The sequence below is a fragment of the Alkalihalobacillus alcalophilus ATCC 27647 = CGMCC 1.3604 genome, assembly GCF_000292245.2.
Classification (GTDB): domain Bacteria; phylum Bacillota; class Bacilli; order Bacillales; family Bacillaceae_D; genus Alkalihalobacillus; species Alkalihalobacillus alcalophilus.
Genome location: NZ_ALPT02000030.1, coordinates 18,069 through 34,776, shown reverse-complemented (window position 1 = coordinate 34,776; position 16,708 = coordinate 18,069). Strand labels below are relative to the sequence as shown.

13 protein-coding genes and 1 other RNA gene are annotated in these 16,708 nt (G+C 37.5%); all 14 read left to right on the top strand.

The window, feature by feature from the left end; genetic code table 11:
- The first annotated feature begins 12 nt into the window (after window positions 1-12).
- The 14 genes from BALCAV_RS09785 (at window position 13) to rnpB (ending at window position 16,468) form a co-directional block, all read left to right on the top strand.
- Window positions 13-1,011 (top strand): AAA family ATPase, encoded by a 999-nt coding sequence (locus BALCAV_RS09785; RefSeq protein WP_003322549.1) that lies wholly within the window; start codon window positions 13-15, stop codon window positions 1,009-1,011.
- The gene (locus tag BALCAV_RS09780) at window positions 1,008-1,871 is read left to right on the top strand and encodes a DUF58 domain-containing protein (RefSeq protein WP_003322550.1); all 864 of its coding nucleotides are present in this window, start codon (window positions 1,008-1,010) and stop codon (window positions 1,869-1,871) included. Before BALCAV_RS09785 ends, BALCAV_RS09780 begins: the two co-directional genes overlap by 4 nt.
- A gap of 34 nt (window positions 1,872-1,905) precedes the next feature.
- Complete coding sequence (locus BALCAV_RS09775; RefSeq protein WP_003322551.1) at window positions 1,906-3,711, top strand: vWA domain-containing protein; 1,806 nt, start codon at window positions 1,906-1,908, stop codon at window positions 3,709-3,711.
- Window positions 3,695-6,457: a VWA domain-containing protein gene (locus tag BALCAV_RS09770; RefSeq protein ID WP_003322553.1), complete on the top strand. Its 2,763-nt coding sequence runs from the start codon at window positions 3,695-3,697 to the stop codon at window positions 6,455-6,457. Before BALCAV_RS09775 ends, BALCAV_RS09770 begins: the two co-directional genes overlap by 17 nt.
- A 201-nt stretch (window positions 6,458-6,658) precedes the next feature.
- Window positions 6,659-7,093 carry a hypothetical protein gene (locus BALCAV_RS09765; RefSeq protein ID WP_003322554.1) on the top strand — a complete coding sequence of 145 codons (435 nt, stop codon included), beginning with the start codon at window positions 6,659-6,661 and terminating at the stop codon, window positions 7,091-7,093.
- Window positions 7,094-7,965: 872 nt separating this feature from the next.
- A complete protein-coding gene (locus BALCAV_RS09760; protein WP_003323700.1) occupies window positions 7,966-9,249 on the top strand; it encodes an aminotransferase class I/II-fold pyridoxal phosphate-dependent enzyme in 1,284 nt (427 codons plus the stop codon).
- Window positions 9,250-9,321: 72 nt separating this feature from the next.
- Entirely contained in the window at window positions 9,322-9,957 is a 636-nt protein-coding gene (locus BALCAV_RS09755; protein ID WP_003323699.1) for a pyridoxamine 5'-phosphate oxidase family protein, read from the top strand.
- 249 nt (window positions 9,958-10,206) lie between these two features.
- Window positions 10,207-12,489 (top strand): DEAD/DEAH box helicase, encoded by a 2,283-nt coding sequence (locus tag BALCAV_RS09750; RefSeq protein WP_003323698.1) that lies wholly within the window; start codon window positions 10,207-10,209, stop codon window positions 12,487-12,489.
- A complete protein-coding gene (locus BALCAV_RS09745) occupies window positions 12,489-13,793 on the top strand; it encodes a ribonuclease H-like domain-containing protein (RefSeq protein WP_003323697.1) in 1,305 nt (434 codons plus the stop codon). Before BALCAV_RS09750 ends, BALCAV_RS09745 begins: the two co-directional genes overlap by 1 nt.
- 299 nt (window positions 13,794-14,092) lie before the next feature.
- A complete protein-coding gene (locus tag BALCAV_RS09740) occupies window positions 14,093-14,464 on the top strand; it encodes a spore coat protein (RefSeq protein ID WP_003323696.1) in 372 nt (123 codons plus the stop codon).
- 104 nt (window positions 14,465-14,568) lie between these two features.
- Window positions 14,569-15,123, top strand: coding sequence for an SLOG family protein (locus BALCAV_RS09735; RefSeq protein WP_040323846.1), 555 nt, complete (start codon window positions 14,569-14,571; stop codon window positions 15,121-15,123).
- A 115-nt stretch (window positions 15,124-15,238) separates the two neighbouring features.
- Complete coding sequence (gene gpsB / locus BALCAV_RS09730; RefSeq protein WP_003323694.1) at window positions 15,239-15,550, top strand: cell division regulator GpsB; 312 nt, start codon at window positions 15,239-15,241, stop codon at window positions 15,548-15,550.
- Window positions 15,551-15,615: 65 nt separating this feature from the next.
- Window positions 15,616-16,002: a reverse transcriptase-like protein gene (locus tag BALCAV_RS09725; RefSeq protein WP_003323692.1), complete on the top strand. Its 387-nt coding sequence runs from the start codon at window positions 15,616-15,618 to the stop codon at window positions 16,000-16,002.
- Window positions 16,003-16,072: 70 nt separating this feature from the next.
- Window positions 16,073-16,468, top strand: an RNA gene (gene rnpB / locus BALCAV_RS21615) — RNase P RNA component class B.
- Window positions 16,469-16,708: the final 240 nt, after the last annotated feature.

The following is a 16,708-nucleotide window of genomic DNA, read 5'->3' as shown; positions in this document are numbered from 1 at the left end:
AGAGGGAAAAAGATGGAAGAAAAAATCCAGTTATATGAGCAAGCGAAAGAAAAAATCGATCAAGTGTATGAAGAGGTATCTTCCTTTATTGTTGGACAAGAAAAAGCGAAAAAACAAGTGCTCTGGTCGTTGTTAGCGGGAGGACATGCCTTACTGGAAGGTTTACCAGGGGTTGGGAAGACGATGTTAATTCGAACCTTTTCTGACGTGTTATCCTTATCGTTTTCGCGGATTCAATTTACACCGGATTTAATGCCATCTGATATTACCGGAACGATGATGATTAACCAATCAGAGGAGCCAAAAAATCGTTTTCAATTTCATCAAGGTCCGCTTTTTTCGCAAATGGTGTTAGCGGATGAAATTAACCGAGCGACTCCGAAAACACAAAGTGCTTTATTGGAAGCAATGGCTGAAAAAACAGTGACGGTCATGGGAGATACAAAGGTTTTACCGCAACCATTTTTTGTTTTGGCAACACAAAATCCAGTAGAATTAGAAGGGACATATCCATTACCTGAAGCACAAATGGACCGTTTCCTTTGCAAAATCAAGATGGAATATCCAACAAAGGATGAATTGAAACTGATTATAACTCGGACGGTGAATCAGACCGAAATGACCTTAAAAGAAGTAATGGATGAACAGCAATTGCTTCACTTGCAACATTTAGTCAAGGACATTTTGATCGCCGATGAAGTGTTGGATTATGCGATTACGCTTATTCAAGCGACACAACCACATTCGGAGCTTTCATCAGAGAAGGTAAAACGATATGTGAGGTATGGGGCAGGGCCACGGGGACTGCAAAGTATGATTAGATTAGCCAAAGCCCGTGCCTTAACAGAAGGACGTGTCCATGTTTCGATTGGTGATATTAAAGAAGTGTGCACTCCTGTCTTACGTCACCGCCTTTTCTTAACATTTGAAGGGGAAGCTGATGGGTATGATGCGGATTCGATTTTAGCTGACATTATCGCTCAATTGCATGAAGTAGGTGGGCGAGTATGAAACCGCTTCTCTTCTCTCAATTAGAGGCTCGTCTAAAAAAAATTCAATTTACGACGAAAAAACGCTTATCAGCCGGGCAGCAAGGGAATCGGAGGGCAACCGGGTTTGGCCGAACCCTTGATTTTTCTGATTATAGGATGTATCACCCTGGCGATGATTTAAGGCAAATTGATTGGAATGTTTATGCTCGGACAAATAAACATTATATTAAACGTTATTTAGACGAAAAAGAAATGCAAGTGGCGATTTATATCGATTGCTCTTTATCGATGGGTTTTGATGAGGCGAAATGGCATCGAACGAAACAACTTGCCGCCCTTTTAGGCTATATCGGTTTTTCGAGTGGTGATAGAGTAAGTGTGATTCCAGTGTCACCAAGAGAAAAACCATTTCTTCATAAAAAAGGGGGAGGTTATACAGAAGGAATGATTTCCTTTTTAAACCAAATCAACGCAGATGAGACAGGCTCTTTTTTTGAGCAACTCATCCAATTTCGTCAGAGCCGAGCTTCGGTTCATTTTTTAATCACGGATTGTTATGAGGAAAGTCATCTTATCATCGAAAAAGTGAGTCATTTTCAATCGCATCAACCGTTAATGATCGTTCAAGTGACGACTGAAGAAGAGCTCAACCCTTCGATACGTGGCGATAAAAAATTGATCGATAGTGAATCAAATGATTATGTTAATGTGACGGTAAGAAAATCAACGGTTCAGGCTTATCAAGAGCGGATGAATACACATTTTCAGCAAATAAAGAATACATTTGTTAAGCGAGGCATTTCGATTGTCCAAATAAATGCGGATGCTCCGTTAGAAGAAATGCTCCTGTTCTTAAAAAAAGAACGGTTTATTTTATAACATCAATCATTCTCACTTGTAAGGGGGTGCGAAAGTGGGATTCGTTTCGCCATGGTTTTTAACAACGCTTATTTTTCTTGCTGGATTAGTGGCGATTTATATGTTTAAAAAACAATATGAAGATAAACAGATTGCTTCGGATTTATTTTGGAGAGAAGCGATGAATGAATGGCAAGCAACAAAATGGTGGCATAAATTACAAAAACATCTGCTCTTTTATTTGCAATTTCTGATTATTTTATTGCTCATTTTTGCCTTAATTCGCCCCTTTTCAGAAGTAGAGCAAGAAATTGAGGGAGAACATATTATTATCTTATTAGATACATCTGCTTCGATGTCAGCTAAGGCTAAAGAAGAGCAATCGAGATTTGAGCAAGCAAAAACGGAGATTGAAATTTTATTAGATAAAGTACAAAACAACCAGCAAGTAAGCTTCATTTTAGTTGGACAAACGTCTGAATTAGCGGTCACAAAGGATACTAACTTAAATGAACTAAAAGAGGTCCTAAAATCGAGTGAACTGAGTTATGAGGAAGCTAATTTTCCGTATGCTTTATCCTTAGTTGATGCTCTTTCTGTTGAACAAAATATTTCTGTACATATTTATTCTGATCACTTAAAAGAGGAAGAGTTAACAATAGAAGGTGATTATCCACTTTCTGTTCATAATATTGGAAAAGAAAATAGCAATAATGCTGGCATAGGGGCATTTGTGATGTTGGAAAGTGAACAAAAGGGTTATTTGCAACTTTATAATGAATCTGCTGATGAAAAAGTAGTCGAATATCAAGTGAAAGTGGATGGGGAATGGTTATTAACGGAAACGGTCACATTAGCAGGAGCACAATCAACGTTTATCGAAATGGAATCGATTCCAGCAGGTTTTATTTATGAAGCGATTATTCAATATGAAGATGATTACGAATTAGATAATCGTATCGTTACCTTTAGTCAAATCGCTGAACAACCGACCGTTTATGCCGTTGGTCATTTAAGCCCATTTTTACTACAGCTATTGCCACAGATTAGTGAGCAAGTGGTCTTGGCTGATTCGTATGAGGCGATACATGAATTTGAGCCGAATTCCGTCATTGTTACTGATTCAACCGATGGAGAGTGGCCAGGAAAACCGACATTGTTTATTGGAACAAATGAAGGTGGACCTTTGCGATTTTCAACTAAAAGAGAATTAACAGAACGTCCAACACAACAAACAGATGAAGCCTTATTAAATTATCTTGATTTTTCTTCTGTTTTTGTCTCGTTAGCTAGGGAGCGGACGGAAGAAGTATTGGCAGAGACTCTTGTTCATAGTGACTCGATCGCTTTAATTGAGCGAGGGGTATTGGATAACGAGCTGTTTCTTTCGATTAATTTTGATTTACATGATTCTGATTGGCCATTAAAGCCTGATTTCCCGATTTTTATGTATCAAGCGATTCATTATTTAGCAGGGGACACGACCTTATTAGGATATTTCTCACCATCGGAAAGAAGAGAAATTCATTTTCCGAAAATAGGAATCTATCAATTAATCGATGAAAATGGAAGAATTTTAGATGAATGGAGTTCAGAAGATAGGTTTATACAGGCACCGAAAAAACCAGGCCTCTATCAGCTTAAACATCAAGATGGCGAAGTGGAACAACAGCTATTTGTCCAGTTACCAGAACGAGACAATCAGACCACTATTGAGCCTTCTTTTGAAATCGGACAAAGTCAAGGGAGTACGGGAGCTGAGCAGTTGAACTTAAAGGAATATGGTCATTGGTTATTGCTTATCGCTTTTTTGGTGTTGCTCGTGGAATGGGAGGTGTATCGACGTGAGCTTCGAATTTAGTCAACCTATCTATTTTTTCTTATTTCTCCTCATCATTCCGGTACTCCTCTTTTTTTTATGGCCGCTAAAAGAACAGAAAAAAGGAGAAACGAAACTCATTGTTGGGCTTCGCTCTTTAGTATTCGCGTTGATTATACTTGCTTTAGCCGATCCATCTCTTGTGTTAACATCTAAGGTCATTGATACCGTCTTTGTTCTTGACCGCTCTGATTCAGTCGGAGAGAGAGAGCTAGAAATGGAGCGATTTATTGTTGATGCGGTTAATGGAAAAAAGGAAGAGGACTCCTTTTCGATTGTCTCATTTGCTAATGAAGCGGTCGTTGAACGATTACCAAATACTCAGACTTCTTTTACTTTAAATGAAAAACTAGCAGCTGGACAAACGAATATAGAAGCAGGGTTACAACTAGCCTTAAGTTTATTTCCTGAGCGAAGTGGACGAATTGTTTTAATCAGTGATGGACTTGAAACAAAAGGAGATGCGACATTAGTAACGAATATCGCCAAACAACAAGGGGTGACCATTGATACTTATTTAATGGAGCAAGAAGAAAAAATGGATGTGGCCATCCGCGATTTGAGTGTTTCACAGCAGGTGTATAGTGGAGAAGAAGCAAATATCACCTTTGATGTGACTAGTTCTACAGACGTAGTGGGAGATGTAAGAATCCGTTTAAATCGTGATGTCATCATTGATGAGACACTTTCTTTAAAAGAAGGGATGAATACCTTTCAATTCGCTTATCTTGCTTCTGAACCAGGTCTTAATTTGCTCAGTGTGGAAATCAATGCAGAAGGAGATCAAATTTCTGAAAATAATCATTTAATGGTTACTTCACAAGTCATTGGAGAACCAAAGGTGTTAATTGTAGAAGGTGAAGTGGGGGCAGCTGAAAACCTTGTCCAAGCATTAACATTGACTGGGTTTCAATCCGAAAGAATGAGCGTGGAATCATTCCCATCCAATCTCAATCATCTTTTAAATTACCAAGCGGTCATTTTTGCCAATGTTTCCGCTGTTTCTTTATCCGAAGAAAAAATGGAGTTAATGGAAACAGCAGTAAAACAATTTGGTGTTGGCTTTATGATGACAGGTGGGGAACAAAGCTTTGGACTTGGTGGCTATTTTAAAACGCCGATTGAAGATATTTTACCTGTTGAGATGGAAGTAAACGGGGAAGAAGAACTTCCTTCGTTAGGAATCATTTTTGTCATTGACCGTTCTGGTTCGATGGACGGCTACCGACTACAATTAGCAAAAGAAGCTGCTGCTCGATCGGTTGAGTTGTTAAGAGAACAAGATACGGTAGGAGTAATTGCCTTTGATGACACGCCATGGCAAATCGTTGAAACGGGTCCAATTGAGGACGTACAAGAAGTGGCTGACCAAATTGCCTCGATCACCCCAGGTGGGGGCACAGAAATTTTTGGAGCTTTAGACTTTGCCTATCCTCAGTTATTAGAGGAGGAACTTCAGCGAAAGCATATCATTTTGCTAACGGATGGAGAGTCTTATTCAGGGGGCGATTACCAAGCGTTAATTGAAGGTGGCCTAGAGGAGTCTGTTACACTATCGACCGTGGCCATTAGTTCGGGTGCGAATCATCAGTTGTTGGAAGAACTCGCTGAATATGGATCTGGACGTTTTTATTCCGTCTATGATGAAAGTACGATTCCGAGTATTTTATCAAGAGAAACGATTATGATGACGAGAACTTACATTGAAGATCATCCATTTTATCCGACCGTTGTAAGGGATTCAGAATGGACACCGCTTTGGTCAAATGGGATAGCGGAAATGAACGCATATATTGCAACGACAAATAAACCTCGGGCCGAGCTCATCTTAGAAAGTGAAAAAGGAGATCCTGTGTTATCAAGATGGCAATATGGATTAGGCAAGACGATTGCTTGGACCTCTGATTTACAAGGGCAATGGGCTGGAAATTGGTCCTCTTGGCAAGAGTGGCCGACGTTTCTTAATCAACTAGTTACTTGGATGTTACCGGCAGCTCAAACAGAATCCTTTCACGTTAAACAAACACAACATGGTTCGACCACAAAACTAGAATTAACGACAGAGAGCGAGATAGCCTCTCTACTTGATGCCGAACTCGTTAATGAATCTGGCCACCATGTTGAGAGTCAATTTAGAATGGTCGCACCAGGCCGTTATGAATTGTCATTTGAAGCGAATGCAGGTATTCATTATTTACAGCTCACGGATCAATTGGAGGAATCAACACCTATTTATCAAACGAGCCTTTCCGTACCTTATTCAGCTGAATACGAGGCAAAAGAGGCAGATGGCGCTTTTTTAGCAGAACTTGCGTTGAATGGAGGAGGGGAAGTACTAGTAGGGCCAGAACAAGTATTTCGGCCGTTAGAAAGTCCGAAACAAGAACGGGAATCTGTTGGTCATTGGTTTATTCTCCTTGCTCTAACAATCTTTTTTAGCGAAGTCGTCATTCGTCGTTTTGGTTTACCTCGACTTAAACTAATGAAAAGAAGACAAGTAACCGAAAATTCAGTCTCAAAATCGAGGTTGTCATCATTAAATCAGAAGGCGAAAAGAGAGAGCAAATTAAAAACGGCCCTTCAAGAAAAACCAATACTAGATAAAAAAGAAGATATTTCAAAACAAACGAATGAAAGGAAAGAATCTTCAAAAGAAAAACCGACAGAAGTAGCTAAACAAGATATGATGAAACGATTATTAGAAGCAAAAAAGAATCAAAAACGATAGAATCATGTCGTATATTCGAATATAAGGATATACGGCTTCTTTTTATGGCGAAATCCTGTCACATCAAGAGCACTTAATTAAAATAGAAAATAAATAAAAAAATAGAATGAAAATTAAGAAAAATTCATAGCATTATGTAAGGGCTTACATTATAATGGTGATAACGATAGTTTAATTATTTTTGTAAAGGGTGTGTAAACGATGGAAACAAACTTCAATGATTTCTCGGTACACATGTCAAAAGAGCAGCTAAATCAAATGGTTTATGAAGTGATGAGTGATAACTATCGAATTTTTTGGGGCTTTAATGAAGGGAAAATGATCTTAAATATTTACAACAAGGAAGTTAACAATAAACTAACCTTTATTAAACGAAGTGGTTCAATGGAGCTTATCCATGTTGATGTAAAAAGTTCTACGGTAGAAAAAGCTTTAAAGAAATCTACTAAAGATGCAACCAAAAAGGTTATCAAGAAAAAAGCAAAAAAAGCACGGCCAAAAATGGACATTCAAACCGATATTGACAATGAATTAGGGCGGTTGCATTGGTACATCCAACAAGGCGAACGTTTAAAAGTTAAAAAAGTAAAAAGACTTTTATCGGAGTTAGTAGAAGAATTAAGTGGAGTTTCATAAATAGTTTTGAAAACATGGTCGTTTTATGCCATGTTTTTTTGTTTGAAATGGTTCAAGTGATTCGTACGCTAATCTCTTGAAGGTTGGTTTTTCATTACGAATACCAATTATTAACTCAACTTTCGCATCGAGAAAATCCGTTCAACTAGTTGGCAGAGCGAAAGGGAAGCTCTTAAACAAATACCCTTGACACGTTTGAAAAGCGAGAACGCACTATCACACCAAACGGATAAACTGTTCATTAAGAAAAAATAGACAATGTACAATGCACTTCGGCGGTCGCTCCCAAACAGACACTCCGCTCCTTGCCGAGAACCTCATGAGCCTCCTCAGCGTTTCACGCTTGCGGGGTCTCATTGGACGGTTTATTCCTGCAGGACGCGGAGTATGGTTTTGGTAGCGACAGCCGAAGCGCTTCATTTTAGTGAACAGATTCTTTCAACAGCATACGAAGAGATGTGTTCAGACTGTCAACGATTGAACCGTTTATGTAAAGTCCATTTGAGTCTTGTATCGCCATGAAGTCAATCTCTATCAACGGTTAAGGGTCCATTATACGCTGCGAAAGTTGAGTTAATAAGTACTCGAATTCCACAAGGCCAAGCTTTTCATTACGAATACGAATTAATATGCCACCTAATCTCACAAAGCCGAATTTTTCATTACATATTCGATTTATTCTATTCAGTAACTAATCCTGCTCACTGTAAATGACATTAGGGGATGAGTAATATAGGTTTGCACTTGTTAACGAAGGCCCATTTTGTAAATCAACCTATAAATCTCCAGTTTCCCTGTAGCATCTTTGCCTTTTTTATTTTAAAATGGATACGGAGACTCATTTCAATGTATTTGAGAAGGAGAAGATTGATGTGACCGAAGTAAATCAATTAAACAAATCTGAGTTAGAAGAACAATTGGAGCAATTAAAGAAGAAATATGAATCGTACAAAGAAAAAGAGCTTGCCTTAGATATGTCACGTGGGAAGCCATGTCCTGAACAAGTGGACTTATCTAGACCGATGCTTGATTTAGTAACGTCAGAAGATTTACTTAAAACAGACTCAGGTGTAGATGTGAGAAACTACGGGGGTCTTGATGGATTAGCAGAAGCAAAGGAATTTTTTGCTCCGATTTTAGGTGTAGCGCCAGCCGAAGTTATTATCGGAGGAAATTCAAGCTTAACGATGATGCATGATACGATTGCTAGAGCGATGCTGTTTGGGGTTGTGGATAGTGAAAAACCATGGTCTAAATTAGAAAAAGTCAAATTCATTTGTCCAAGTCCAGGGTATGATCGTCACTTTGCGATTTGTGAATTATTTGGAATCGAAATGATTACGGTCGATTTATTAGAAGATGGTCCAGATATGGATAAAGTAGAAGAGCTTGTGAAAGAAGACGCGACGATTAAAGGGATATGGTGTGTCCCTAAATATAGCAATCCAATGGGAAATACTTTCTCGGATGAAATCGTGAACCGTTTAGCGAAAATGGAAACAAAAGCGAATGATTTTCGAATATTTTGGGATAACGCCTATGCCATTCATCATTTAACGCTTGTTCATGACAAGCTAAAAAATATTTACGATGCTTGTGTAGAAGCAGGAAATGAGAATCGAGTTTTCCTTTTTGCTTCGACATCAAAAGTAACGTTCCCAGGTGCCGGTGTCGCAGCAATGGCTGCAAGCCCAGATAACGTCACGAAGATTAAAAGTGAATTAAGTATTCAAACGATTGGTCCAGATAAAATGAACCAGCTCCGCCATGTTCGCTTTTTTGAAAAAGAAGGTTCTTTAGAAGAGCATATGAAAAAACATGCCGAACTAATTAAACCGAAGTTTGACAAAACAATTGAACTTTTTGAAAAGTTTTTAGGCGGTAAAGGAATTGCAACTTGGTTAAGCCCTGTAGGTGGTTACTTTATAAGCATAGATACGTTAGATGGTTGTGCGAAAGAAGTGGTTGCTTTAGCAAAAGAAGCAGGCGTGACCTTAACAGGTGCAGGAGCGACCTATCCATATGGAAAAGATCCATATGACAGTAATATTCGTATAGCCCCTACATTCCCAAGTTTAGATGAGTTAGAAGTAGCAATTGAAATCTTCTGTCTTTGTGTAGAAATTGTTTCAATTGAAAAGAAATTAGCCGCATAAAGTTGCAAGAAGGCTGTTTTAAAGGCGTTATCGACCTTTAAGACAGCTTTTTTTGAGGGGGGATAAGTTTAAATGAAAAAGATTGTGTTCAAAGATACAATAACTACATCACAGCAATTGCGTGAATTTTCGGGAGAGCCTAGCGAGCTTGTCCAAAATAAAGTACTTGATTCTTTAGATGAACATTGTGTTCAATTTATCAACCAATCACCATTCGTATTAATCGCTACCTCGAATCAACACGGCGAAAATGATGTTTCACCACGTGGAGATGGACCAGGTTTTATAAAAGTTTTAAACAACAAACAACTGTTAATCCCTGAAAGACCAGGAAATAAACGAATGGACTCTTTAACGAATATTTTATCCAATCCTCGAATCGGTCTGCTTGTCTTAATTCCTGGACTGGGTGAAACATTACGAATAAACGGGAAAGCAACGATTATTAGAGACTTATATTATTTGGAAATGATGGCTGTCCGTAACAAAGTCCCGGAAATGGCAATTGCTGTGGAAGTGGAAGAGTGCTTTATTCATTGTGCAAAAGCGATAAAACGTTCAAGTTTATGGAAGTCAGAAACTTGGTTTGATAAAGAGGAGTTACCTAATGTTGCCAAAGTATTAGCAGCCCATGTAAAAAAACAAGATTATACAGAAGAAAATGTAGCCAAAAGATTAAAGGAAAGTTATGAAAATCTCCTATATTAAGTATATAAAAACAAAGAGCATTTTATTTCGATAGGTGCTTTTTGTTTTGAACGGAATAAATAATTTCACGTACCATAATGTATATAAAAATTTAAACAATAAAAAAATCAAAAACCTTAAACTAATTCTATAAATCTAGCAACATGACTAGAAAAACAAACAAACATTCGCTACAATAAAAGCATTATAAACAATCCTTTTGCTCCGTCAATTGATAGTTAGAAAGAATGACAGGAAGTGGTGAATCTTTTGTTTAAACAAACATTAGAGGAATTAATCAAGAACTTAAAAAAAGACAAAGAATTTAAAGACCAAATTGCATATTGGCATCAAATCGAGGGGAAAGCAGCGAAAACAATCCCTTTTTCAAAATTAATAGATGAAAGAATTCAACACGCATTAATCAATCGTGGAATTACTGAATTGTATACACATCAATATTCAGCCTTTGAATATGCAACACGTAATGAGCATTTTGTCGCGGTCACACCAACAGCCTCAGGAAAGACTCTGTGTTACAATCTTCCAGTCCTACAGAAAATTTTGGAAAAGGAAGAAAGCCGTTCGCTTTATTTGTTTCCAACTAAAGCATTAGCCCAAGACCAAAAAAGTGAATTAAATGAGCTGATTGAAGAAATGGGGGTACCTGTGAAATGCTTCACTTATGATGGTGATACGGCGCCTAATATTCGTCAAGCTGTTCGAAAAGCAGGACATGTTGTTATGACCAACCCAGACATGCTCCATTCAGCGATTTTGCCTCATCATACAAAATGGGTATCTTTTTTTGAGAACTTAAAGTATGTGATAATTGATGAACTACATACGTACCGTGGTGTTTTTGGTAGCCATGTTGCCAATGTTATTCGTCGTTTGAAAAGAATAGCGAACTATTATGGAAGTAATCCAGTGTTTATCATGACATCGGCTACGATTGCCAATCCACAGGAACTAGGGGAAACACTTATTGGCGAGAAAGTAAGGCTCGTTAATAATAACGGGGCTCCACGCGGAAAAAAACACTTTCTTTTCTATAATCCACCAATCGTCAATCAAGCATTAAATATTAGAAAAAGCTCTACATTTGAAGTGAATACGTTAGCAAAACATTTTTTAGAAAATAAAATTCAAACGATTATTTTTGCTAAATCAAGAGTTCGTGTTGAAGTGATTCTTAGCCATTTGCAGGAATTAACACAAAAAGAGCTCGGACCAAAATCGATTCGTGGTTACCGTGGTGGCTATTTACCAAAACAAAGACGGGAGATTGAGCAAGGACTCCGGAATGGTGACATTATTGGTGTCGTCAGCACGAATGCTCTGGAATTAGGGGTCGATATTGGTCAGCTACAAGTTTGTATTATGAATGGCTATCCAGGTTCCATAGCGAGCGCTTGGCAGCAAGCTGGTCGAGCGGGGAGAAGACATACAGAGTCGCTTATTATTATGGTGGCCAATTCAAACCCGATTGATCAATATGTCATTTCGAATCCTGATTACTTTTTTGAGCGTTCACCAGAATCAGCGAGACTTAACCCGGACAACTTGATTATATTAGTTGACCATATTAAATGTGCGGCCTATGAACTTCCTTTTAAAAAAGGGGAAACATTTGATGGGGTTGAAATAGAAGAGGTGCTTGAATTTTTAGCAGAAGAACAAGTGTTACATCAAAGAGTTGATAAATGGTATTGGATGAACGATGCTTTTCCAGCACACGGAATTAGTCTCCGTTCAGCTTCACAAGAAAATGTCATTATCATTGATCAATCTGAACAAGCCAAGCCGAGCGTTATTGGGGAGATGGATCGTTTTAGTGCAATGACTCTTCTGCATGATGAAGCGATTTATTTACATCAAGGCATTCAATATCAAGTGGAATACTTAGATTGGGAAGAGAAAAAAGCCTTTGTTCGTCAAGTTGGGGTTGAATATTTTACCGATGCGAATTTAGCTGTCAATCTTAAAGTATTAGAAGAGGATGAAAGCAAAAGAGAAGACTATGCAAGCCTTTCTTTTGGAGACGTCATGGTCAACGCTAAAGCCACGATTTTTAAAAAGATTAAACTCACAACTTTTGAAAATATCGGTTCAGGTCCGATTCATTTACCTGAAGAAGAACTTCATACAAATGCGATGTGGCTAAGCTTTTCTTCACGGCTATTAGAAAAGTACGGGGAAGATCTTCTAGAACAAGCACTTATTGGGCTAGCAAATGTCTTTGGGCATGTTGCACCAGTATTTGTTATGTGTGACCGTTCTGATTTACATGTCATCCCACAAATCAAAGCAGACCATTCAGAGTTGCCAACGATATTTATGTATGACCGTTATCCAGGTGGGATTGGACTAGCAAAAGAAGTATATAAAAAAATCGAGCTTATCTTAAATCAAGTAAAATCTTTAATTGAATTTTGCCCATGTGAAGCTGGTTGTCCTGCATGTGTGGGGGCTTCTACTACGAATAGCCATAATTCAAAACGAGTCGTCTTGTCATTAATTCATGAACTTGAAAAATCCAAAGGTATGTGATGACAGTGTTAAAAAATAAATTAAACAGGATGAAATCTCATCTTAGCTTAAACGAATCTCCCACTCTAACCGATAAACGCTCAGTAACCAAAACCATTGTTACAGAGTCGCCTCTTCATTCTGAGGAAGAACAGAGCTTATTTAAAAAGTGGGAAAAGCTTGGAGCAAAGCCATACTGGTTTGACGGTCATTATATTTTTATTAAGGAGACTGCTTATCCAATTGAACACCAACATGGACTTTACCCTTTTTCTGATTTAGAACAGGTGACAACACAATGGAAGCAATTTAACGAACCTCATCCACTTTCAAGTGCTGATACGGATATAGAGAACCTGCTTTTTTTTGATACAGAGACGACAGGATTAAGTAGTGGTGCGGGGCACTCAATTTTTTTACTTGGGTTTAGTCAAGTTGTCGGTTCGAATGTTGTCGTCAAACAATATATTTTGCCTGGACCTGAAGCTGAAGTAGCTTTTTATCATTATTTTTTAGACGACCTTGGTTCAAATAAAAAGCTTGTAACTTATAATGGCAAAGCTTTTGATTGGCCAAAAGTAAAAACGAGACATACATTTGTTCGAGAACAAGTCCCGAAGCTTCCTAAAGTCGGGCATTTTGATTTATTACATGCGGCAAGAAGATTATGGAAAGAGACACTTCCCTCTTGTAAATTAGCAATTATTGAAGAAGAAATTCTTGAATTAAAAAGAGAGCAAGACACTCCTGGTTATTTAGCTCCAATGCTTTATTTTGATTATTTAAACGAACAGGAGCCGCTCTATTTAGAAGGGATTATTGAACATCATGAACAGGATGTTTTAAGTTTAATTACCTTGTATATTCACTTAAGTCATTTGATTACCTCTCCTAATAAAGTTGCTATTGAAAACAGGGAAGAGTACGAAATAGCTAGGTGGTTCTCATACATTGGAAACAATGAGCGAGCCGCCAAAATGTTTTGGCAATTGAGTCAAAGGGAAGAGGATATTCATCTTGCAAAGGCAAGCTTGTATCAGTACGCCCTTATCCAGAAGAAGCAAAAGGATGAAGCGGTTGCCTTACAATGTTTTTTAACTTTAATAAACTATAAACCTTATCAAATCGATTGCCTGATCGAAGCGGCTAAATTAAAGGAACGATTTGAAAAGGATATATTTGGGGCTTTAACACTTACCAATCAAGCATTGAAGCTGTTAGAAGAAAGAGAATTCATTTCCAATCAAAAAATAAGTAAATTAATAATGGAACTGCAAAAACGAAAACAAAGGTTAGAAATAAAATTATTAAAGGGGAAAAATTAAACTATTTCCAAGGAATGTTCTTAGGACGGCAATTATTTCCCGAGCAAGCGCATAAAATGAGGTTTGTCTACAAAATACAACAAGTTTAAAGGGTGGTTTATTGTCTGTTTTTGTCTGCTCGTCTGGCTGTTTGTCATCTTGTGTTAAGAGTGCTGCATGATTATATTTTAACTATTGGTTTTGTACCCAATTAGATTATTTTCGTAAATTTCTACCTAGAAATAGACGAAACAACTAGTACAACTAATTGGCTTTCATCATAGTTTATTAGTGACTCAAATAAAAAGGAGGAATTAATAATGTTTAATCATCATTGTCACAAACCAGCAAATGTATGTCAGAAGCCAACAACTACACAAGTAATGCCAGCGGTGGTTCACCCAACCCAACAAAACATCGTTCAAAAAACTTGTGAATATATCGTACCAGAAGTTCATCCAACACACACAACAAATGTTACAAACCATGTTTATAAACATGTTCATAGCTTCCCGCATACGACTTCACAACAACAAACGGTTACCAACCAACAGTTTGTAGGTGGCCCAAGTGCACCAGTAGCAGGAGCGATGTCACCTGGTTTCGGTGGACCTGTAGCAGGAGCGATGTCACCTGGATTTGGCCCTCAGTGGGGACATAAGCATGGTGGCGGCTGCGGCTGTAACCGCTAAAGGATAACAAACTTATCTTTAGCAAACTGTAAGACATGTTTGTCTGCAGTCGAAGAAGTGGGCAAAAGGTCCGCTTCTTCTCTTTTAAAGGAGGTATGATTTTGATAAAAACAGTTGCTGTTACTGGCTACAAAGCATTTGAATTAGGTATTTTTGATCAAAAGCATATTGGGATTACATATATAAGAAAGGCATTTAGGCAGAGACTCCTCACTTTAATTGAGGAAGGACTAGAATGGGTTATTATAAGCGGTCAACTAGGGGTTGAACTTTGGGTTGCTGAAGAAGTCTTCGCCTTGAAGGAAAAGAGTCCTCACCTCAAGCTTGCCGTTTTGACCCCTTTCTTAGAACAAGAGTCAGGTTGGAAGGAAGCGACCCAATCCTATTATCGGGAAATTATCGCTAAAGCGGATTTCGTGGATAGTATTACGAAACGTCCATATGAAAGTCCGCAACAACTCAAACAAAAAAATGAATTTATCATTCAAAAGGTAGAAGGATTAATCGTCTTATATGACGAAGAAAAACAAGGCTCACCAAAATATTATTTAGAAGTAGCAAAGCGAGAAAGTGAAAAAAGAGAGTTTTATCTTTCTATAATTACCCCATATGATTTAAATGTAATTATAGAAGATGAACAATATAATTCAGAACAATAACAAAAAAATGATAAAAAACCTCTTAATTTAAATTAAAATGAAGATTTCAAATTGACATTCTAGATAAGTTTTGAAAAAATATAACTATTAATGTATTTCCTAGGGGTGGATGACTTTGAGTAGTAATGAAATTCGTTTTACAGCAAATGAGATTTTAAATAAAGATTTTAAATCTAGTATGCGTGGTTACAATCAAGATGAGGTTGACAAGTTTTTAGATTCGATTATTCAAGATTATGAAGCATTTCAAACAATTATTGAGCGCTTAGAAAAAGAAAATGCGCAATTGAAAATGCAAGTGAAAACAGCTAGTGAAAGACCGACAAGACAAGCCACAACACCATCTGTCGGAAGTACCAATTACGATATTTTACAAAGACTTTCGAATTTAGAAAAAGAGGTCTTTGGAAGTAAATTATACGAATAACCTTATGATAGAAGAAGAGATCCTCATCTCTTTTTCTTATTTTATTTTGTAAAGGGGAAATTCTTTTGGTAGAAGTGTACATTGATGGAGCAAGTGCCGGGGAGCCAGGGGCGTCTGGTGCAGGTGTTTTTATCAATTTTAAAAATGGAACAATTGAAGAGTACTCTTTTCCTTTGCAACCGATGTCTAATCATGAAGCGGAGTATGAAGCTCTACTAATTGCTTTAAAGCTTTGTATAGAAAAAGGAATAAAAGTCGCCTCTTTTCGAACAGATTCGCAGCTCATCGATCAAGCAATTGAAAAAGGTTTTGTGAAAAATAAAAAATATCAAGCCTATTTAAATGAGGCATTAAATTTAATTGAACAATTTGATCTATTTTTTATTAAATGGATTCCGAGCAAGGCGAATAAAAATGCGGATAAATTAGCAAAGAAAGCCATTAAAAGATAAAGGCTAAGATTGGATATTGATTTAATCTCAAAGTGAATGTATAATGAATAAGGTCGCATACGACAAATAAGTGTTTAGGTAATCGCTGCACTTTATTGTGTAGAGGAAAGTCCATGCTCGCACAAGCTGAGATGCTTGTAGTGTTCGTGCCTAGCGAATTCATAAGCTAGGGTAGTTTGGGTCTTATCAACCTGGACTAACGGCAGGATAAACACCTAAGTCTTTTTAAAGATATGGTGTGAGGTCCTTGAAAGTGCCACAGTGACGTAGTCTGATTGGAAACAATGAGAGTGGAACGAGGTAAACCCCTCGAGCGAGAAACCCAAAATATGGTAGGGGCATCTTCTCTTTCGGAAATGAACGAATAGGAAGAACAGGGAAAATTCCTTGTAGATAGATGGTTACCACCGGAGTACGAGGTTCATCACCGTTTGGAGTACAAAGGTACAGAACATGGCTTATCAAACATTTATGAGATGAATAGTTGCGATATTGGAAACTCCTTTTATAAGGGGTTTTTTATTTTATTTAATTATGGCGTTAATTTCTATATTCTCATAACATTAAAACGCAGAATATTTATATTAATCAAACTTTATTTTATCAGAAAACGCTTTAAAGGGTTAAATTTTTTATTTACTTTCCTCATTTATTGTTTTAAGATAATACATAACTATTAGAAAATTATAAAAAAGGGGTCTGGAAG